The organism is Prochlorococcus sp. MIT 1314 (assembly GCF_034093315.1).
Lineage (GTDB): Bacteria > Cyanobacteriota > Cyanobacteriia > PCC-6307 > Cyanobiaceae > Prochlorococcus_A > Prochlorococcus_A marinus_Y.
In genome coordinates, this window is the sequence record NZ_CP139300.1 from 1,658,363 (window position 1) to 1,678,317 (window position 19,955).

General features: G+C 32.2%; 19 protein-coding genes. 10 read left to right on the forward strand and 9 right to left on the reverse strand.

What is annotated here, in order from left to right; genetic code table 11:
* Positions 1 to 25 precede the first annotated feature (25 nt).
* The gene (locus SOI86_RS09430; protein WP_320681550.1) at positions 26 to 1,354 is read right to left on the reverse strand and encodes a histidine phosphatase family protein; all 1,329 of its coding nucleotides are present in this window, start codon (positions 1,352 to 1,354) and stop codon (positions 26 to 28) included.
* A 117-nt stretch (positions 1,355 to 1,471) separates the two neighbouring features.
* Between SOI86_RS09430 and SOI86_RS09435 the strand changes: the two genes are divergently transcribed.
* The 4 genes from SOI86_RS09435 to tal all read left to right on the forward strand — a co-directional run bounded on the left by SOI86_RS09435 (position 1,472) and on the right by tal (position 6,191).
* A complete protein-coding gene (locus tag SOI86_RS09435; protein ID WP_320681551.1) occupies positions 1,472 to 2,833 on the forward strand; it encodes a type II CAAX endopeptidase family protein in 1,362 nt (453 codons plus the stop codon).
* A gap of 86 nt (positions 2,834 to 2,919) precedes the next feature.
* Positions 2,920 to 3,348: a hypothetical protein gene (locus tag SOI86_RS09440; RefSeq protein WP_320681552.1), complete on the forward strand. Its 429-nt coding sequence runs from the start codon at positions 2,920 to 2,922 to the stop codon at positions 3,346 to 3,348.
* Positions 3,348 to 5,099, forward strand: coding sequence for a penicillin-binding protein 2 (locus SOI86_RS09445; RefSeq protein WP_320681553.1), 1,752 nt, complete (start codon positions 3,348 to 3,350; stop codon positions 5,097 to 5,099). Before SOI86_RS09440 ends, SOI86_RS09445 begins: the two co-directional genes overlap by 1 nt.
* Positions 5,100 to 5,189: 90 nt before the next feature.
* Entirely contained in the window at positions 5,190 to 6,191 is a 1,002-nt protein-coding gene (gene tal, locus SOI86_RS09450; protein ID WP_320681554.1) for a transaldolase, read from the forward strand.
* A 24-nt stretch (positions 6,192 to 6,215) separates the two neighbouring features.
* Here tal and SOI86_RS09455 read toward each other — a convergent pair whose 3' ends face one another.
* The 5 genes from SOI86_RS09455 to SOI86_RS09475 form a co-directional block, all read right to left on the reverse strand.
* Positions 6,216 to 7,349, reverse strand: a complete 1,134-nt coding sequence (locus tag SOI86_RS09455) for an NAD(P)/FAD-dependent oxidoreductase (RefSeq protein ID WP_320681555.1) — start codon at positions 7,347 to 7,349, stop codon at positions 6,216 to 6,218.
* Entirely contained in the window at positions 7,346 to 7,894 is a 549-nt protein-coding gene (gene frr / locus SOI86_RS09460) for a ribosome recycling factor (RefSeq protein ID WP_320681556.1), read from the reverse strand. Before frr ends, SOI86_RS09455 begins: the two co-directional genes overlap by 4 nt.
* A 21-nt stretch (positions 7,895 to 7,915) precedes the next feature.
* Positions 7,916 to 8,620 carry a UMP kinase gene (gene pyrH / locus SOI86_RS09465; protein ID WP_320681557.1) on the reverse strand — a complete coding sequence of 235 codons (705 nt, stop codon included), beginning with the start codon at positions 8,618 to 8,620 and terminating at the stop codon, positions 7,916 to 7,918.
* A 127-nt stretch (positions 8,621 to 8,747) separates the two neighbouring features.
* A complete protein-coding gene (gene cobO / locus SOI86_RS09470) occupies positions 8,748 to 9,440 on the reverse strand; it encodes a cob(I)yrinic acid a,c-diamide adenosyltransferase (protein WP_320681558.1) in 693 nt (230 codons plus the stop codon).
* Between the two features lie 34 nt (positions 9,441 to 9,474).
* Entirely contained in the window at positions 9,475 to 10,644 is a 1,170-nt protein-coding gene (locus SOI86_RS09475) for a site-specific integrase (protein WP_320681559.1), read from the reverse strand.
* 65 nt (positions 10,645 to 10,709) lie between these two features.
* Between SOI86_RS09475 and hemH the strand changes: the two genes are divergently transcribed.
* The 3 genes from hemH to SOI86_RS09490 all read left to right on the forward strand — a co-directional run bounded on the left by hemH (position 10,710) and on the right by SOI86_RS09490 (position 14,202).
* Positions 10,710 to 11,885 (forward strand): ferrochelatase, encoded by a 1,176-nt coding sequence (gene hemH / locus SOI86_RS09480; protein ID WP_320681560.1) that lies wholly within the window; start codon positions 10,710 to 10,712, stop codon positions 11,883 to 11,885.
* A 135-nt stretch (positions 11,886 to 12,020) separates the two neighbouring features.
* Positions 12,021 to 13,784, forward strand: coding sequence for a biosynthetic-type acetolactate synthase large subunit (gene ilvB / locus SOI86_RS09485; protein WP_320681561.1), 1,764 nt, complete (start codon positions 12,021 to 12,023; stop codon positions 13,782 to 13,784).
* A gap of 67 nt (positions 13,785 to 13,851) precedes the next feature.
* On the forward strand, positions 13,852 to 14,202 hold the full coding sequence (locus tag SOI86_RS09490; RefSeq protein ID WP_320681562.1) for a hypothetical protein: 351 nt from the start codon (positions 13,852 to 13,854) through the stop codon (positions 14,200 to 14,202).
* Between the two features lie 6 nt (positions 14,203 to 14,208).
* Here SOI86_RS09490 and pgeF read toward each other — a convergent pair whose 3' ends face one another.
* The 3 genes from pgeF to SOI86_RS09505 are packed head-to-tail and all read right to left on the reverse strand — an operon-like array spanning position 14,209 to position 17,097.
* A complete protein-coding gene (gene pgeF / locus SOI86_RS09495) occupies positions 14,209 to 14,985 on the reverse strand; it encodes a peptidoglycan editing factor PgeF (RefSeq protein WP_320681563.1) in 777 nt (258 codons plus the stop codon).
* A gap of 7 nt (positions 14,986 to 14,992) precedes the next feature.
* Positions 14,993 to 15,898, reverse strand: a complete 906-nt coding sequence (locus SOI86_RS09500) for a Tab2 family RNA-binding protein (RefSeq protein ID WP_320681564.1) — start codon at positions 15,896 to 15,898, stop codon at positions 14,993 to 14,995.
* Positions 15,895 to 17,097 carry a S1 RNA-binding domain-containing protein gene (locus SOI86_RS09505; RefSeq protein ID WP_320681565.1) on the reverse strand — a complete coding sequence of 401 codons (1,203 nt, stop codon included), beginning with the start codon at positions 17,095 to 17,097 and terminating at the stop codon, positions 15,895 to 15,897. The genes SOI86_RS09500 and SOI86_RS09505 overlap by 4 nt, the downstream gene beginning before the upstream one ends.
* Before the next feature lie 66 nt (positions 17,098 to 17,163).
* Here SOI86_RS09505 and SOI86_RS09510 point away from each other — a divergent pair, with 66 nt between their 5' ends.
* From SOI86_RS09510 to SOI86_RS09520, 3 genes are all read left to right on the forward strand, one after another.
* Positions 17,164 to 17,952, forward strand: coding sequence for a creatininase family protein (locus SOI86_RS09510; RefSeq protein WP_320681566.1), 789 nt, complete (start codon positions 17,164 to 17,166; stop codon positions 17,950 to 17,952).
* 119 nt (positions 17,953 to 18,071) lie between these two features.
* On the forward strand, positions 18,072 to 18,803 hold the full coding sequence (locus SOI86_RS09515) for an aldehyde oxygenase (deformylating) (RefSeq protein WP_320681567.1): 732 nt from the start codon (positions 18,072 to 18,074) through the stop codon (positions 18,801 to 18,803).
* 107 nt (positions 18,804 to 18,910) lie between these two features.
* On the forward strand, positions 18,911 to 19,951 hold the full coding sequence (locus SOI86_RS09520; RefSeq protein ID WP_320681568.1) for a long-chain acyl-[acyl-carrier-protein] reductase: 1,041 nt from the start codon (positions 18,911 to 18,913) through the stop codon (positions 19,949 to 19,951).
* Positions 19,952 to 19,955: the final 4 nt, after the last annotated feature.

The following is a 19,955-nucleotide window of genomic DNA, read 5'->3' on the forward strand; positions in this document are numbered from 1 at the left end:
ATATTTGCTTTAAAAAGCTTTTTATTTAAAGAGCTCCGGAAGCAGTTGAATCAATTATCCCTCCCAGATGTGTTGTGATGTTAAGAGTACTAATAACAGGGCTTTTACTGGGATCATTAAAGAGGTCAATTACAGTTATGCCACCATTACCTTGCTTTATCATCCAAATATTGGAATAGTTAATGCCAAGGATATTGCAAATGAGAGTTTTATTTACTGCATCATGAGCGACTAGAAGGGTTAGATCAGTATCTTTTTGAGATAAACAAATTTTATTAAAAGCATCTATGGACCTTTTTGATACATCTTTAATAGATTCACCTTCCGGCATTATTACTTCTTCAGGTTTATCATGCCAAGTTTTTAGTAAATTAGGCCACTTTTCTCTAATTTCTGCTTCTAGTTTACCCTCCCATAATCCGTGGCTAATTTCTACAAGTGAATCTATTTTTTCTATTTTTAAATCTTTGTTATTCTGAAGAATTATTTGTGCTGTCTCATAAGGCCTATGCATTGAACTTGAAAATGCCTTATTGAAAGAAATATTTCTCAAATATTCAAAAGTCTTTCTAGCTTGATCTTTACCATTTTCATTTAAGGGGATGTCAATTTGGCCTTGGAATCTCCCTTCTTTGTTCCAGTTTGTTTCACCATGCCTTATTAGAAATATTCTTGAATCTCCAATTTGGCTAGGAACATTTTTATCAAGGTGAGACGTTTGATTTAAGCATTCAATTTGTGTCTTAAAGGAGTTTTTATGGCTTGAAATATTCAGAATTGAGAAAGAAGCGTTTTCTAATCTTATTTTTCTAAAACCTTGTTTAGGCTTTCCTAATAACAAAAGGATTAAACATCTAAGAATCGCATTATGTCCGACTAACAAAATATTTACATCATCTTTGTCTAGATAAATTTTCAAAATATCTTCTATAAAATTATTTGCTTGATCAAATAACTCTTGAATTGGTTTATAAGTTTTATTATCACTTCTTTTTAAAATTAGATTTTCTGGATCATTTTTCCATATAGGGTAAATTTCCGGAAATTTATTTTTAATTTCATCAATTTTTAGGCCTGACCATTCACTAAGGTCTACCTCCAATAAATTCTTATCAAAAATAATTTCTTGTTCTTTATTGAAACTATTTTTAATCGTTTTTGCAGTTTCTGCTGCTCTCACAAGAGGGGATGAATAGATTCTATCGAAGTTGATTTTTGATAATGCCTTTCCTGCCTTTAGAGCTTGATCGTATCCTTCATCAGTTAATAACGAATCATCTGTCCTGCCTTGAATTAATCCTTTTGCATTAAAACTGCTTAATCCATGCCTAACTAAAACTAATCTTATAGTCATTAATATAAATTTTAGAAAGATAATAATTTAATCATCTCATGGCGTGATAAAAATAGGTATATCAATATTAGAAATTTCAATGATAACTAAATATAGTTTTGAACTTTATAATATATTATGATCTTTAAAAATATTTCAAGGACAAAACTTTCTTTAGCTTTAATTTCTCTAGTCATAACTTTTTTTGTATGGCAACAAGGCTTAAGAGATAGTCTTAATAGACCATCTGTTTCATTTGATATAAGTCAAAAAGAACAGGAAATTATCGAATTAGCGGCTCAATCAATACCAACAAATCTTAAGAATTTTTTTATCACAAATGATCCCGTCGATGAAATAAATAATGCACTATCTCAAGTTTCATTTAATGAACTAACAGAAAGAAATAAATTAATTCGGATAATTTCTGCAGAATTAAATGAATCTTTAATCTATAAAAAAATATCTAAAGAGTTTGAAAATAGAAACTATAACTTACTAATTGATGAGATAGAAAAAAAATTTAATGATAATTCTTATAAACCTGATTCTAAAAAGTTTGATTTATTTAAAAATGATAGATTTTTATATCACCTTTTAAGCCAGAAATTTGATTTTGATGATAGTTCATTAATAACAAAATCATTTTCAAGCAAAATGTTTTTAAAAATTTTAGCCATCAGATTAATACCACTTTTAACAATATTGCTTGGCTCAATTCTATCTTTAAAAATATTTTTGAAAGCTCTATATTTGAAAAAGTTTGGGTGGAAAGAAATTAAAAGCTTAAACTTAGAATTAATAGATATGGTTTTATTAATCGCAGGTGGATTTGTTGTCTTAGGCGAAGTTGTTTCACCTTTGTTTTCAATAAGTTTAGTTGAACTTTTTTTTAAAAATATATCGAATGAATTGTCTCAATCTCTAAAAATATTTTTTGGATATCTTTTTATGGCTATTCCGCCATTATTGATAGTTTATTATCAAATTAAATCTTTTGATGGTGAATTTACTTTAAAAAAAGATTATTTTCAGTTCAATTATTTGCCAATAAAAGATGCAATTATTCAGGGGATTAAGGGTTGGTTAACAATCGTTCCTTTTGTTTTATTGGTTTCTCTAATTATGAATAGTCTGATCGACAATCAGAATGGTAGTAACCCTTTGCTTGAAATTGTTCTTAATAATAATAATTACTTATCATTTATTCTCTTATTTGTAACAACAACCCTATTAGCTCCTTTATTTGAAGAGATTATATTCCGCGGTATTTTACTCCCAACTCTTTCAAGAGATTTTGGAATAATTTTAGGCATCATAGTTTCAGCTTTTATATTTGCCTTGGCTCATTTAAGTTTGGGAGAAATGCCCCCATTATTCGTACTGGGAATAGGTCTAGGTATTACAAGAATTGCTTCAGGGAGTTTGCTTTCTTCAGTGATTATGCATTCTTTATGGAACGGATTGACTTTCTTAAATTTGTTCTTATTGAGGACATAAAGAATTTAATTTTTTACTTGCGAATCAAACAAAAAGATGTTTATTTAATTAATAACACTTCTTTTATTTAAATAAATAAATCATAGATGAAAGCTTATGAGAATCAATTTAATTTAAAAGAAAAAGTTTCATACCAAAGTCAAAAAAGTTTTGAAAAAATATCTATACTAAATATCAAATTAATACATCAAATTTTCGACACCATAAATATCTCTTTGTTGGTATTGATTTTTACCTTATTTTTCTTGTCTTTTAATAGTCAAAGAAAATGGTCAAATACATTTAGAAACTTATCTAAAACAAGAGCTATCAATAATAATCTCATTGATTATATTTCTAAAATTGAGGAATTTTATATTAGTGAACTTGAGTCTCTCAATATTTATAGAAAAACTAAACCTGAAGATTTAATCTATCTAGATAAACTGCCAGAAAAAAAAGAAAGTTTATATAAGAAAAATTTAAATAGTTTCATTGAAGGGCTTAGTGATAGCAAATATCAAAGGGGATATTGATGAAAAAATACAAAAAAATTGTTCGTCTAATACCCCTTGATCAAAGAAGATTTAAATTCCTCTATTTTTTTAGCTTACTATTGATATTTTGTTTGTTTGGTAGGTTAGTTAAATTGCAAGTCTTTAACGCCTCTGATTTGCAAAGGAAAGCTAGATTATTACAGTCTTCTAAAACTAACGCCTTAAAAAAAAGGAGAGCAATTGTTGATAGAAATAATAGACTAATTGCTTATGATAAAACGCTCTATAAATTATGGGCCCATCCAAAATATTTTAATTTTCCTGGTGATTCAATTAACAGAGTTCGCAGTATTGAAGAAGTTACAGAAAAATTGTCACCTATCTTGGATATAAATGGTGAAATACTCTTGAGTAAATTTAATAATAAAATGAGTGGAATCAAGCTTTTGGATAAAATTTCCGAAGAAAAGGCAGAAAAGATTAAGAACCTTCAAATAAGCGGACTTGATTTGTTTAAATATTCGCAGAGATATTATCCACAAGGCGAGCTTTACTCTAATCTTGTCGGTTTTGTTAATGATGAGAATATAGCTTCAGCAGGTTTAGAGCTTCATTTAGATAATCAAATTAAAGTTTTTAATAAAAGTAATTTAATAAAAAGAGGTGGAGATGGAACTCCTCTCCCGGATAATTCAGCCCCAGGTGATTTTATTTCTGATTACAAAAGTTTAGGCCTAACTATAGATTCAAAATTACAGAAAGCGTCATTCAAAGCATTATCAAGGCAAGTAAGCAAATGGAAAGCAAATAAGGGATTTGCCATGGTTATGGATGTTAATAATGGCCGGATTCTCTCCTTGGTTACAGTCCCTTCGTACGATCCAAATAAATTTTGGCAGCATGATTCTGGACTTTTTAGGGGTTGGTATTCTCAAGATTTATTTGAGCCTGGTTCAACTTTTAAACCTATTAATCTTGCCTTGGCTTTAGAAGAAAAAGTAATCCTGAAAGATGGAGTGGTTGAAGATATTGGAAAAATTACTGTTGGAGGATGGACACTTTCTAATTGGGATAAAAAAGGTAATGGATACATTGACTATCCAAAAGTTTTGCAGGTTTCAAGTAATGTTGGAATGGTAAAAATAATGCAAAATTTAGACCCCACAATTTATTGGGATTGGCTAGAAAATTTAGGTATAAATAAAAATTTAGAGACTGACTTATTTGAATCAACTGCTGGCCAACTAAAGAGAAAAGATTTATTTGTAAATCAATCAATTGAGCCTGCCGTAACTTCTTTTGGTAAAGGTTTTTCAATTTCCCCACTTAAATTGATTCAACTTCATGCGGCTCTAGCAAATGGGGGTTTTGAAGTGACTCCTCATGTAACCTCAACTTTCAAAGAAAGAATTAATCAAAATCCAAAAAAGCAATTTTTTTCTCACGAGGTTTCTAAAACTGTTCTTGAATGGATGGAGAGCGTAGTTGATAAAGGTAGTGGATCTGGAGTAAAAATCGAGGGTTACAGGATAGCGGGGAAAACGGGCACTTCTCAAAAAGCCTTAAATGGTTCCTATACAAGCAAAAAAGTTTGTAGTTTTGTCGCGACCTTACCAGTTAATGATCCAAAATATGCTGTCCTTGTAGTCGTCGATGAGCCATCTAAATCATATGCATATGGTTCAACTGTTGCTGTACCAGTTGCGAAAGAAATTATCGAGAGTTTGATAGTAATTGAAAAAATACCTCCCAAGATTAGAGATCATGGAATGATTGTTAAAAAACCCTAAAATTTTCCAATTTTATAAATATTTAGTGCATTTTCTGATGATTTCATCAGGAATAAAAGCTAGTTTATGTATATATATGATTATCTAGATATGAAATCAATTTTAGAACAATTGTCCTCAATGACCGTTGTTGTTGCTGATACTGGAGATTTAGATTCGATAAAAAAGTTTCAACCAAGGGACGCCACTACCAATCCATCGCTAATACTTGCTGCCGCCAAGAATCCTGATTATGTGAAATTAATTGATAAAGCTTTAGAAAGTTCAGAAAATGCATTGCCCCAAGGATTCTCCGACATTGAATTAATTAAAGAAACTGTTGACCAAGTTTCAGTATTTTTTGGAACAGAAATATTGAAAATTATTTCAGGGCGCGTATCTACAGAAGTTGATGCAAGACTGAGCTTTGACACCGAAGCTACGGTAGAAAAAGCGAGAAAATTGATCAATCTTTATAAAAATTTTGGAATTGAAAAGGAAAGAATTTTGATTAAGATTGCTGCAACTTGGGAGGGAATTAAGGCAGCTGAAATTTTGGAAAAAGAGGGTATTAAGTGCAACTTAACTTTACTTTTTAACTTCTGCCAAGCGGTAACTTGTGCCAATGCAAAGATAACTCTAATTTCTCCGTTCGTTGGCCGTATATTGGATTGGCATAAAGCGAAAACCGGTAAAACTAGTTTTGTTGGTGCTGAAGACCCTGGTGTTATTTCGGTTACGCAAATATACAAGTACTTTAAAGAAAAGGGATTCAAGACAGAAGTAATGGGAGCGAGTTTTAGAAATCTTGATGAAATAAAAGAATTAGCAGGTTGCGATCTTTTGACAATCGCACCAAAATTCCTTGAGGAACTGAAAAAAGAAAAAGGAGAGTTAGTTAGAAAATTAGATGTAAGTACCCAAATAAATAATTCTATTGACTACCAATTTGAAGAAAAAGATTTCAGATTAAGTATGTTAGAAGATCAAATGGCAAGTGAAAAGCTTAGTGAAGGTATCACTGGATTCAGTAAGGCTATAGAAGAATTGGAAGAGCTGCTACTTAAGAGATATTCAGAAATTAAAAATCATAAATTGATTTCTGCTAACTAAATTTAAGTTTGAATTGAAAAAGAATTAAGTTACACTTTTTGTTAAAAGTCTTCTGATAACCCTTTTTGCGATATCTTCATAACTCATTTCTCCTGATAATATTTGGGCAATACGTTTAGGTGCTGTTTTTCTTTTTACACCTAATTGGTATCCAGTTCTGGGAAATCTATAGAATACTTGGGCTATTCTCCTCCCCCAAGCCATTGATTGCCCCCAAATGTTGTTAATTTTTTTCGTATAAAGATTTAAATCATCTATTTTTCCTGATAGGCACTGATCTATGTATTCTGCAGCATAAAAACTGCTAATTAAAGATGGTCTAATGCCTTCAGCTAAAAATGGATCACATAGAGATGCTGCATCGCCAACCGCTAAAACTTTGTCACCATTAATTGAGTGGAAGCCATTCCATATTCTTAGTTTCTTACTAATTGTTTTATGAGGAAAATCATCAAAACCGAAGCTTCTGATTACTTGTTTATTTATAGCCTGATTTTCTAGGAGACCATTATTTATAAAAGTACCTAAACCAATATTTAAGCTTTCGCTTAGGGGAAATGCCCATGCAAAACCATATTTTATAAATCCAAACTCAAATCTAACTGCATCTCTTGGTATTTCACCTAACCCTTTCAATCTTAATGAGATTGTGTTAGCAAATTTCGGTTTTCTTGGCCCTAAATTGAAATAACCCGCCCATTGCGATTGAGACCCATCTGCAATCACAAGAAATTCTGTAATATATTTTATTTTGTTATTGCAAGTAATTTCCCATTTAGCATTTTTTTTTATGATTTTTTCTACTAATAATGGTCTCATTATCTGAGCTCCATTAATCAGGGACTCATCAAGTAATAATTGATCAAGCTTCTCTCTTTTAATAATCCAAAATGGGGATTCGCCAGTCAGATCAGCGGTTACATTATCTTTCGCCTTCCATCTGAATTCAACATTCTTGATTTTTGATTCTATGGAATCTTTTATATCTAAAGGAAGAAATCTTTGCATTGAAGATGCCATCCCGCCTGCACATGGTTTGTAATCTTGGAATTTTTCTTTTTCGATAATTAAAACAGAATATCCTTTCTTTGATAGGTTAAGAGCGGTGGAAGATCCTGATAAACCTGCACCAATTATTGCAACGTCAAATCTTATCAAACTTTTAGAATTTCCTTTTCTTTTTCAGACAATTTAGTTTCTATTAAGGCAATATATTTATCAGTAATTTTCTGAATTTCAGATTGATTATCTCTCGATTCGTCAATAGAAATATGGCCATCTTTTTCTTCTTTTTTTTCTTTATCAACAGCATCTCTTCTGATATTTCTTAAAGCTACTTTCCCTTCCTCTGCATATTTAGAGGCTAATTTACAAAATTCTTTTCTTCTTTCTTCTGTTAAAGGAGGAACATTTATTCTTATTACTTTACCATCATTATTTGGAGTAATACCCAAATCACTCATAGAAATAGATTTTTCTATCGCTTGTAAGCATGAAATATCAAACGGTTGTATTGAAATTGTTTGTGAATCAACAGTGCTTATTGTGGCAAGTGCTTTTATTGGTGTTTCTGCTCCGTAGTATTCAACGCTTACTCTGTCTAGCAATGAAGCATTAGCTCTGCCTGTTCTAATTGTATTAAAGTTTCTTTGTGTAGCTTCAATACTTTTATTCATATTTTCTTGAATTTCTTGTTCTTTCATAATAAAAAATTTAAATAAGCTTTAACTAATTAATGAACCTATAGGATCCCCAGCAACAGCTTTGGAAATGTTCCCTTTTTTGAATATATCAAATACCATGATAGGGATATTGTTATCTTTGCATAGTGCAATTGCAGTACTATCCATTACTGCGATTTCATCGCTAAGAACTTGCTGATAACTTAGAGAGGAATATTTTTTTGCATCTTTAAATTTATTAGGATCACAATTATATACTCCATCAACTTTGGTCGCCTTCATGACAACTTCAGCATTTATCTCCGCTGCTCTCAGAGCCGCTGTAGTGTCAGTTGTGAAAAATGGATTTCCGCATCCACCTCCGAAGACCACAACTCTCCCTTTTTCAAGGTGTCTCATAGCTCTTCTTCTGATATATGGTTCAGCAATTTCCTGCATTTCTATTGCAGTTTGCACCCTGGTTGCAACTCCTACTCTTTCTAAACCATCTTGAAGTGAAATAGCATTCATTACTGTTGCTAGCATCCCAACATAATCAGCTGTCGCTCTATCCATGCCATCTGCAGACCCTTTAAGCCCCCTAAAAATATTCCCGCCCCCAACAACTATTGCAAGTTGCACATTATTATCGACTACTTTTGAAACATCCTCTGCAATTGACTGAACTATAGCAGGATCAATACCATAAGGTTTTTCACCCATTAGTGCTTCACCACTAAGTTTTAAGAGAACTCTTTTGTAAGTCATTCAATAATTGTACTTTTAAGACCTTAGCAAGTAAATGCACCAAATTTATTTTTTGTTCAGATATTGCTTGCGTCTTTAAACATTTCTAAACCTGCCTAAACAAAATATATATAATAATTTACTGCAACTAAAATTCAACACACTTTTGTGCTTTTATTCCTTGTTCCTTAAATGGATGTTTTATTAGTTTCATTTCTGTAACTAGATCCGCGTAATTGATAATTGAATCAGATGCTCCCCTTCCAGTTAAAACAATATGATTTTTTCTATTTTTTAAGCTTTTTAAGAAAGTGATTATTTCTTCGGGTGCAAGATAACCAAGTTTTGTCGCAATATTAATTTCATCAAGAATGATAAGTTTATAAGATTCATTTTGAATGTATTTTTTGGCTAGTTGCCATGCCTCTTGCACTAATTTTTCATCTCTTATTCTGTCTTGTGTTTCCCAAGTAAATCCCTCTCCTAATGAATGCCAAGATATGTTTGAAGACAAGTTTTTAAGAGCTTTTTCTTCTCCAGTGGTCCAGCCTCCTTTGATAAATTGAATTATTGCTACTTTATAACCGTGCCCTATCGTCCTTAAAGCCATACCTAAAGATGCAGTTGTCTTGCCCTTGCCATTTCCAGTGAAAACAATCAATAACCCTTTTTTTGTTTTTCTAATTTGTAGTCTTTCGGCTTGAATATCTTTTCTTTGCTGCATTCTTTTTTTATATGAGCTCTCATCACTATCCGGTGATAATTTACCTCCCATTCCAAGTTTATTTGCTTGATTATCGAGGTTAAATATTTTCTCGGAAGATGAAGGTTTTTCTCGCATATGTCCCTTATTTTTATTTAATTATTATAAATCTTTAAATATTTTTAACTCTTTTAACCTTTAAAAGTGCATTATTTACTGCCTGTTGTTGATCTCTTTTAGTAATCCAGTGGTGATAAGTTTGAGTATGTAAACTAACCGAATGTCCCATCATTCTGGCAGCCACAGTATCAGGTAAATCATAAAAAATTGTTCTTACTGCCCAAGCATGCCTTAGATCATAAGGTTTTATTTGTAAAGAGTAACGCTTAAACTGGTCTGTAATTTTTTTTCCAATATTTTGTAAGGTTGTAATTTTAAGGTCTCTATTAATATTTGGTAGAAGTTCTGGATTGTTACCAAGTTTTGATAATTCGAATTTTTCCACCCATTCAGGATGAAATGGCCAAACTTGATGTTCCCCAGTTTTAGTCGTAGGTAAAACTCTAATAATTTTGTCCCCCAAATTAGTAAGAGAACTTAAATCACAAAAAAATACTTCATGATTCCTTAATCCATATGTAGCCATCAAACCAAAAACAAATTTCCAAGACTTGTTTGGTATCGTCTCCCAAAGTTTCTCTATTAACTCGTCTTTAGGTAGATCCCTAAATCCTGCTTTGTTCAGACCATATCCTCTAGAGTTTAATTTCCAATCTTCTGGTAGTTTAATGTCCAAAAACTTAGCCAAAACACTTAAAGAAGTAGCGCATTGTTTCCTACTTCTTGTACCTTCCTTATAACTTTCAAGTGTTTTTTGAAATATATTTTCTAAATCTTCATTGTCATAATCATTATAAATATGAAGAATTCTTTTTAAATATGGCTTGTAAGAGCTTCTCCAAGTAGTTTTTCTAGTGCTGTTTAGATATTCATTTTTTCTTTCTTTAAAGAAAAATTCCTCAAATTGATTTAATCTATTTGGAAATTCAGAATCATTTTTTATTTCCTTTTTATTAGGGTTACTTATCCAGTTAATCCAATCAAATTGATTTAATTCTAGTTGTAAATTGATTAATTGTAATTTTTTTTTAGCTTCCTCTAATCCAGAAATATCAGCCTTTATTCCAAGAGATATTCTTTGAATTTTAAAGTTGTTTTTATCATCTTTCGAAGGTAGTGAACCTCTAATATTTAACTTCTCTCCCCTTTTCTCAATTTTAAGCTTGCTGCCTTGGGTAGCAAATTTATCATTGACATTATTAATTTCCTGAATTACGTTCATTTATTTATATAATTGACTATATAATGACGTTTTTAAAGTTGATTTTCAATCTACATAAATATTAAATGGATAAAATAGGCGTCTTACTAATGAATTTAGGAGGGCCTGAACGTATTACCGATGTAGGCCCATTCTTATATAATCTTTTTTCTGATCCAGAGATAATCAGGACCCCTTTCCCTGCTTTTCAAAAGCCTTTGGCTTGGTTAATTAGTACGCTAAGGAGTACCACTTCACAACAAGCTTATCTTTCAATAGGCGGCGGATCACCTATCAGAAGGATAACTGAACAACAAGCAAGAGAATTGCAGTCTAAATTAAGAGATAAAGGTTTAAATGCTACTACTTATATCGCTATGAGATATTGGCATCCTTTTACGGAATCAGCCATTGCTGATATGAAAGTAGATGATGTAGATCAAATTGTTGTTTTACCTTTGTATCCACATTTTTCAATAAGTACAAGTGGTTCAAGCTTTAGAGAGTTAAAAAAATTAAGAGATTCTGACAATGATTTTAAGAAAATCCCAATGAGATGTGTAAGAAGTTGGTTCAGTCAACCAGGTTATTTAAAGTCAATGGTCGAATTAATTTCCGAACAAATTTCACGTTGTGAGTCACCTCCGAATGCGCATATATTTTTTACTGCTCATGGAGTTCCAAAGAGTTATGTAGAGGAAGCTGGAGATCCTTATAAGCAACAAATTGAAGATTGTTCCTTATTGATAATAAATGAGCTTGAAAAATATTTAGGGCACAGTAATCCTTACACACTTTCTTATCAAAGTAGAGTTGGCCCTGTTGAATGGTTGAAGCCTTACACTGAAGAAGTGTTAGCTGATCTTGGAAAGTCAAAGGTTAATGATCTCATTGTTGTTCCCATAAGTTTCGTTGGAGAGCATATTGAAACATTGCAAGAAATTGATATTGAATATAAAGAAATTGCTGAAAAAGCTGGTATTAAAAACTTTCGAAGAGTAAAGGCTCTAAATACTCATCCTACTTTTATTGATGGTCTTAGTGATTTAGTGATTTCTTGCTTGGAAGGGCCTTTAATTGATATAGAGGAGGCATCTCAGTTACCTGAAAAAGTTAAACTTTATCCCCAAGAGAAATGGCAATGGGGTTGGAATAATAGTTCAGAGGTGTGGAATGGGAGGGTTGCTATGATTGTTTTTCTGATACTTTTTGTTGAACTTATTTTAGGCTCGGGACCTTTACATAGGCTAGGAATTTTATAGTTAACAATTTTATTTATTTTTTAAATTTGAATTTTTTTTAAAGATTTTTCAAATACTTTTCTGACATTACATTTCTAAATGAGGCAAAAGTATTTAATTAAGTTTACTATTTATATTAAATATTGAATTTCTTTAGTGACTCTTACTTCGAGATCCTTGTCAAAGGATAGTTCAAAAAATGAAAATCCAGTTTGGATAAGTGGTGCAGATGCACTAATGGATTCTCTAAAAATTCACGGTGTAAAGGTCATATTTGGATATCCTGGAGGAGCCATACTTCCAATATATGATGCGGTTCATAAGGCAGAACAAGATGGTTGGTTAAAGCATTATATGGTTAGACATGAACAAGGAGGTTCTCATGCGGCTGATGGATATGCTAGATCTACTGGTGAGGTAGGAGTATGTTTTGGGACCTCAGGTCCAGGTGCAACAAATTTGGTAACTGGAATTGCAACTGCTCAAATGGATTCAGTTCCTCTAGTAGTAGTTACAGGTCAAGTTCCAAGACCTGCTATTGGTACAGATGCTTTTCAAGAAACTGATATTTTTGGTATTACTTTACCAATAGTTAAACATTCATGGGTAATAAGAGATCCTTCAGACATCGCGAAAGTAGTTTCAGAAGCTTTTTTTATAAGCTCTTCTGGAAGACCTGGCCCTGTTTTAATTGATATACCCAAGGATGTAGGTCAAGAATTCTTTCATTACCAAAGAGTTTTGCCTGGTGAGATTATTCCTAAGGGATTCAAAAGAAATGGAGATATTAATGATTGTGATATTAAGAAAGCTATTAAATTAATAGAAAAGTCTGAAAGACCTCTCCTCTACGTAGGAGGTGGGGCAATATCTTCAGGAGCTCATGATGAAATAAGAACTTTGGCGAAGAATTACCAAATACCAGTTACTACGACCTTAATGGGGAAAGGTGCTTTTGATGAAAAAGATAATTTATCTGTTGGGATGTTAGGAATGCACGGAACTGCTTACGCAAACTTTGCAGTCACGGAATGTGATCTTTTAATAGCTATTGGAGCAAGATTTGATGATAGGGTGACTGGGAAATTAGATACTTTTGCACCTAATGCAAAGGTTATTCATGTAGATATTGACCCAGCAGAAGTCAATAAAAATAGACGTGTAGATGTTGCAATAGTCTCTGATGTTTCAAAAGCTGTTCGCAAAATTAATGAAAATTTTATTGATAACAAATTTTCTTCTCGGACGAAGAATTGGTTAGAAAAAATTGATTTTTGGAAAAATAAACATCCTTTATATGCCCCACCGGAAGAAGGCGAAATTTATCCTCAAGAAGTTCTTTTGAAAGTTAGGGAACTTACCCCAGAAGCTTATGTTACTACTGATGTAGGTCAACATCAGATGTGGGCGGCTCAATATCTTAGGAATTCTCCAAGAAAATGGATTAGTAGTGCAGGATTAGGAACTATGGGTTTTGGATTGCCAGCAGCAATTGGAGTGAAGGCGGCCTTACCTAATTCAGATGTAATTTGCATAGCAGGAGATGCAAGCGTCTTAATGAATATTCAAGAATTAGGAACTTTATCTCAATATGGTTTAAAGGTTAAATTGATAATCATAAATAATCGCTGGCAAGGGATGGTAAGACAATGGCAGGAAAGTTTTTACAATGAAAGGTATTCCTCCTCTGATATGAGTTGCGGAGAACCTGATTTTGTAAAACTTGCTGAGTCTTTTGGAGTAAAAGGGTACTTAATAACAGATAGAGATCAATTACAGAACGAATTACAACATGCGCTAGATTATGATGGCCCAGCCTTGATTAATATTCTTGTCAGGAGGGGTGAAAATTGCTACCCAATGGTACCACCGGGAAAAAGTAACGCTCAAATGGTTGGATATGTTAATTGTGAAGAATAATTCTTTATAATTAATTCATTACAAACGTAAACTTTCTAAGTAAAATTAAAATTTAAATATTTCTGACTTGAAAAAATTATCAAAAATATTAATAATTTTATGTTTGATTGTTTTAAATCCTCTAGTGGTTAACTCGGCTGAAATTCTTCAAATCAAAAGTTCAAATATTGTTTTGGTGGGCGATCAAAATAGGAATCTAACAATAAGGTTATTTTGTGTAGATGTAAATGAAAATGATGAGCTTGAAGCCTCTAACATACTTAAGAATGAATTTCCAAGAGGAAGCAAGGTTAAAATAAAACCTTTTGGATTCAAAAATGATGTTTTGTTAGCCAAAGTTTTTGATATTAAAGGTACTAAGGAAATGACCGATTTATTAGTTGCTAAGGCATTAACAAACGCAAATTGTCCAAATTAAGTATCTCTATGAGCAAATAAAATTCCATTGTCTTGAGAATGTTTTGCTCTTTCTCCAGGAATTAAATTCATTTTTTAATTCATATGTGCATAAATTTGAGATGTCGATATTTTTATTAGGAATACTCTCTTTCAAAAGTTGCAAATGGGCATATCTTTTAAGATCTAGTTGATTTAATGTTTTCTCTTTAAAGGTATTTAAATCATTGTTACTTGAATTGATTGGTAATGCTTTTATTTCAGCCATTCTACAAAATTCTTTGTACGTCTTTGTATCAACTAGATAATGTTTCTTCGATATCGCTGGCCCTATTGCCACCAGTAAGTTTTCTCTAGAAGTCCCTAAATTATCGAAAATTTTAACCAAATTTTTTATTATTTTTTTTTCTAAGCCTTTTCTTCCACAATGCAAGGCTGCTACCTTTCTTGTCCTTTTATCTGCAAAAAATATTGGCATGCAATCAGCTGTGTAAACCCACAAGTTTTGATTGCAATTATCACTAACAAGGCCATCTGCATCAACCTTACTCCCTTTTGGGGAATGTGATCCAAAGACTATCACATTACTGTGAATTTGATTGGAAAAACAATTTATGCAATTTTTATTAAAGTGATTTCCTAATAGTTGAAGAAATTTCTCAGAGCTTGACTTCGTAAAGTATGCATGTGGGAATTCATATTGACAAAGAATAGGAGATGCATAGTACTCAAATTTTATGTTTTGAATAAAAATTTCAGTTTTTGAGAAATATATTTCTTTGTAAGGAATAGTTCCAGCTTCCAATCTAAATTTATGAAATTAATTCAATATCTCTTAAGATCCAGAATCCTGCAAATTTTTCGATGTATGGCGTTGACTGTATCGAAATAAATTGATATCCAAAAGAATTTTTTTTATTTTCTAAAAACTTTGTTCTTAAAATATCTGCATCTTTTTCTGGCAAATCTGTTACTAGCCACTTATCATTTTCTGAAGCTTCAAGTATGAGTTGGTTCTTATCAATAGTTAATTTAATAGGTTCTAAACAACTGAACCACGCAGAAAGCGCTAGAGATCTATCTTTGCTAAAAAGTCGTAATCCCGGAACTAATTCACTACTATTTATTGTTTGTTGAATTGGAAAAATATCTCCAAATTCAATAGGCCAATTTTGTGCAGATTTTAATTCCCCAATAGATATTTCTGAGATAGTTAAAGCATCACCTCTAACTGCTTCTGGTAAAGGTTTAGGTGGGTTTTCCATTGTAGAAGTAAAAGTAGGAGCTAGTACACCTCTTACATAACCTTTTTCCTTTGGATAAATCTCTTTTTCGAGAAATTCGATTCTATCGAACAAATTATATGTTCTTCTACTCACAAGAGCCTCAATTTTGATTGCTTCCAAGGACTTCTTTATGATGGATTTCATTGATGATCTCCAGAACCGAACGATTGAGGGCTTCGCCCACCCTTCTTTTTTTGCATCATTAAGTGCTTCATTAAGTGCATTTGTGAGCCATATCGAATTAACTTCATTGGCAGGGCATTTTTTATTCCAAAGAAAAATATCTTCTGTCTTAAAACTTTTTGTAGAGCAAATAATTAACTCCCATCTTTTTTTTCCGTTTGATTCAACAATTGGTCTTGAATAAAAGTCTAATTCCCAATCTGAAATTTTTAATTCTAGACTCGGGTCGGTTTTTTTATTGATATTCATTTCTCTTGTTCTTTTTTGTCGAAGAGTGTTTTAGTTTTTAGTGCTCTTTCTGCCGCTTCTTTCATAACTTTTTCTTTATCAATAATTAATTCTCCTGCAGAGTTCTCTAAAAGTGCTGTATTTAAACCAATACGCCCTTTTTCAAGATCGATTTCTGAAATTATAGCTTTTATAGTTTCTCCTTCTCTAAAAATTTCTCGCAAAGTACGAATCGATCCATTTGTTATTGAGGATTGATGAAGAAGTCCACTAGCTCCTCCTAAATCAACAAAAAAGCCATATTGTTTTACCGCTAAAACTTCTCCTTCAATTAATTGACCCAATTTTAAACTTGTAAGTTTAGAGACTAACAATGCCTTTTTTTCAGAGAGAACTAATTTCCTAGATTCTGGATTCACCTCTAGAAAAGCTACTTTTAAATTTTTACCAACAAAAGATTGATGATCTTGTCCATCTTCAAGTTGGGATCTTGGGATGAATCCTCTTAATCCATCTACATCGCACGTTAGCCCACCTCTATTATATCCATTAATTTGGACGTCAATTAATTCTCCATTTTTTGCAAAACTTGAAACTTTCTCCCAACTTTGCCTAAGAATTAATGCTCGCGCACTTACTGTTACCATCCCATCAGCATTTTGTTCTTTGATAACCAAAACTTCCATTTCAAGGCCTATAGAATATTTTTCCTTGAAATTTGTTATGACACCCAATCCACATTCTTTTTTTGGCATAAAACCTGGGGCTTTTCCTCCAATGTCAACGTATAGACCATCACTTTCAATTGCTATAACTTTCCCTGAAATCGTCTCTCCAGTTGCACCAATTGGCTCATTTGCATTTAAAGCCTCCAGAAAGGCACTCTCATCAAAATCGAATTCATCAACTGTTCTTTCTAATTGGAAATTTGTGTTTTGTTCCGAAAAATTAAAAGGTCTTTTTAAATCTTGCTGAGAACTATCTAAAAATTTAAGGTTTTCATTGTCGTTTTCACTTTCTATTGATGATTTACCTTTGATTATTTGAGGTTTAATTGCGATATTTTGGTCTCTAATTTCTTCTTGAAAATTGGGGCCTTCATTCTGTATCTTTTGAGTATCTTTCTTGCTAATGTGAAGAACCTGAAGAGGTTTCTTTAAATCTTTTTTATTGCCCTTTGGCTGGTTATTATTTTGGGCATTTTTATCACTGACTCTCATCGTAGGTAAAATAAGAATAATTTATTATTAACATACTCTAAATGTTAGTACTCAAAACTAAAATTAATGAACTTTAAACCAATACCTAATAAATTTGAATATTTAAATTGGCCAGAAATTGAGAGTATTTCAAAAGATAAAAGATCAACAGTGATTTGGCCATTCGGTGCAGTTGAGCAACATGGACCTCATTTGCCTCTCGCTACAGATAGTATTTTTGTTGAAGAAATCATTTGCGAAGTTTTTAAATTAATCTCTCCCGATATTCCATTAAAAAAACTTCCAACTCAATATTTTGGGTTTTCTCCAGAACATAAGGGTTTCTCTGGGACAATTTCCCTTTCCTCAAATTTAATAACCTCAATGATTAAAGAAGTTGGAGGTCAATTATCTGATATGGGTTTTAAAAGACTGATATTGATTAATGGACATGGAGGTCAAATCTCACTACTAAATACAGCGGCAAGAGAACTAAGAAGTTTTGCCCCTAGGATGGCAGTTTTTCCTTGTTTTATGTGGAGTGGTGTTACTGGATTAAGTAAATTGTTATCAAAAACTGAAATCGAGCATGGGCTACATGCTTCTTTAGCTGAAACAAGCTTGATGCTTGCTTTAAAACCAGAATTAGTGGGTGATGAACGTCCATATGAGGGTATTAAAGGACAAATTCCAGATGGTTGGAGTCTAGAGGGAAATGCTCCAACTGCTTGGCTTACTGAAGACTTGAGTAGATCTGGGGTTATTGGGGATAGCAGAGACGCAAATGAGTCCTTAGGAAAAGATATAAAAGAATTATTGATTAATCATTGGTACAAATTGATCATGAATATGATGCAATCTGATTGGCCAAATTAAAATTCAAATAAAGTTAATGAAAAAAGTGAGCTTTAACAATTGAAACTATTTTCATGATATCTAAATAAAATCATTATAATCGTGTAATATTCATGCATAATGAGCAAAAGATTACTGACATGCAAACTCTAGAATCAAATAAAAACGCAACTAAAGAACAATTTAGTGAAGAAAATTCTTTGAACTTACCTGACTTTACAACTGATTCTTATAAGGATGCATATAGCAGAATAAATGCAATTGTTATAGAGGGAGAGCAAGAGGCTCATGATAATTACATTTCAATAGCAACCCTAATACCAAATGAGTTAGAAGAGTTAACTAAATTGGCAAAAATGGAGCTGAAACATAAAAGAGGTTTTACTGCGTGTGGAAGAAATTTAGGAGTGGAAGCTGATATGTTATTTGCTAAAAAGTTCTTTTCTAAATTACACGGTAATTTTCAAATAGCTTTAGAAAAAGGAAATTTGACAACATGTCTATTAATTCAAGCTATTTTAATTGAAGCATTTGCTATCTCCGCATATCACGTTTACATAAGAGTTGCAGATCCTTTCGCAAAAAAAATAACACAGGGAGTGGTTAAAGATGAGTATCTCCATTTAAATTATGGTCAAGAATGGCTTAAAGAGAATTTATCTACTTGTAAAGAGGAATTGATGGAAGCTAATAAAGTCAACTTACCTTTGATTAAAAAGATGTTAGATGAAGTAGCAGAAGATGCATCAGTCTTAGCTATGGATAGAGAAGAATTAATGGAAGAATTTATGATTGCTTATCAAGACACTCTTGTAGAAATTGGTCTTGATAATAGAGAAATTGCCAGAATGGCTATGGCTGCAATTGTTTAATTTTATTCTTTTTAATTAAGCTTTTTAATAATTAATCATTTCTAATTAAGTAGGTATCACTGTGCTATTGTTCATAACATTGTATAGAAACCATTTATAAATTTTAAATGTTTGGGTTAATAGGCCACTCAACTAGCTTTGAAGATGCAAAAAGGAAAGCTTCATTACTAGGCTTTGATCATATTGCAGATGGTGACCTTGATGTTTGGTGTACAGCTCCTCCTCAGTTAGTTGAAAATGTAGAAGTTAAGAGTGCTACTGGAATATGTATTGAAGGGTCTTATATCGATTCTTGCTTTGTACCTGAAATGCTTTCTAGGTTTAAGACGGCAAGAAGAAAAGTATTAAATGCTATGGAACTAGCTCAGAAAAAAGGAATTAATATTACAGCTTTGGGGGGATTTACTTCTATTATTTTTGAGAATTTTAATCTGCTTCAGCATAAACAAATTAGAAATACTTCGTTGGAATGGGAAAGATTTACTACTGGTAACACTCATACCGCTTGGGTTATTTGTAGGCAACTAGAAATAAATGCTCCACGTATTGGGATAGATCTTAAAACTGCAACCGTTGCTGTAATTGGTGCTACAGGAGATATTGGGAGTGCTGTTTGTAGATGGCTTATAAATAAAACCGGTATTTCAGAACTTCTTATGGTAGCCAGACAACAAGAACCACTAGTCTTATTACAAAGAGAATTAGATGGCGGTAATATAAAAACTTTGGATGAGGCATTGCCTCAAGCTGATATTGTGGTTTGGGTTGCAAGTATGCCTAAAACTATTGAAATTAATACTGCTAAATTAAAAAAACCATGTTTAATGATTGACGGTGGATACCCCAAAAATCTTGATGAGAAATTTCAGGGTGAAAATATTTATGTTTTAAAAGGAGGGATAGTAGAGTTTTTTAATGATATTGGCTGGAATATGATGGAACTTGCAGAAATGCAAAACCCTCAGAGAGAGATGTTTGCTTGCTTTGCAGAAGCTATGATTTTAGAATTTGAAAAATGTCATACCAACTTTAGTTGGGGAAGAAATAATATTTCTCTTGAAAAAATGGAATTTATTGGAGCAGCTTCTTTAAAACATGGTTTTTCTGCGATTGGACTTGATAAGCACCATAAAGTATTAACTGTCTAAGATT

Coding starts and splice junctions, on each gene's coding strand:
- SOI86_RS09430 (WP_320681550.1), bottom strand. CDS start 1,354: ATGACTATAAGATTAGTTTTAGTTAGGCATGGATTAAGCAGTTTTAAT.
- SOI86_RS09435 (WP_320681551.1), top strand. CDS start 1,472: ATGATCTTTAAAAATATTTCAAGGACAAAACTTTCTTTAGCTTTAATT.
- SOI86_RS09440 (WP_320681552.1), top strand. CDS start 2,920: ATGAAAGCTTATGAGAATCAATTTAATTTAAAAGAAAAAGTTTCATAC.
- SOI86_RS09445 (WP_320681553.1), top strand. CDS start 3,348: ATGAAAAAATACAAAAAAATTGTTCGTCTAATACCCCTTGATCAAAGA.
- tal (WP_320681554.1), top strand. CDS start 5,190: ATGAAATCAATTTTAGAACAATTGTCCTCAATGACCGTTGTTGTTGCT.
- frr (WP_320681556.1), bottom strand. CDS start 7,894: ATGAAAGAACAAGAAATTCAAGAAAATATGAATAAAAGTATTGAAGCT.
- pyrH (WP_320681557.1), bottom strand. CDS start 8,620: ATGACTTACAAAAGAGTTCTCTTAAAACTTAGTGGTGAAGCACTAATG.
- cobO (WP_320681558.1), bottom strand. CDS start 9,440: ATGCGAGAAAAACCTTCATCTTCCGAGAAAATATTTAACCTCGATAAT.
- SOI86_RS09475 (WP_320681559.1), bottom strand. CDS start 10,644: ATGAACGTAATTCAGGAAATTAATAATGTCAATGATAAATTTGCTACC.
- hemH (WP_320681560.1), top strand. CDS start 10,710: ATGGATAAAATAGGCGTCTTACTAATGAATTTAGGAGGGCCTGAACGT.
- SOI86_RS09500 (WP_320681564.1), bottom strand. CDS start 15,898: ATGAATATCAATAAAAAAACCGACCCGAGTCTAGAATTAAAAATTTCA.
- SOI86_RS09505 (WP_320681565.1), bottom strand. CDS start 17,097: ATGAGAGTCAGTGATAAAAATGCCCAAAATAATAACCAGCCAAAGGGC.
- SOI86_RS09510 (WP_320681566.1), top strand. CDS start 17,164: ATGAACTTTAAACCAATACCTAATAAATTTGAATATTTAAATTGGCCA.
- SOI86_RS09515 (WP_320681567.1), top strand. CDS start 18,072: ATGCAAACTCTAGAATCAAATAAAAACGCAACTAAAGAACAATTTAGT.
- SOI86_RS09520 (WP_320681568.1), top strand. CDS start 18,911: ATGTTTGGGTTAATAGGCCACTCAACTAGCTTTGAAGATGCAAAAAGG.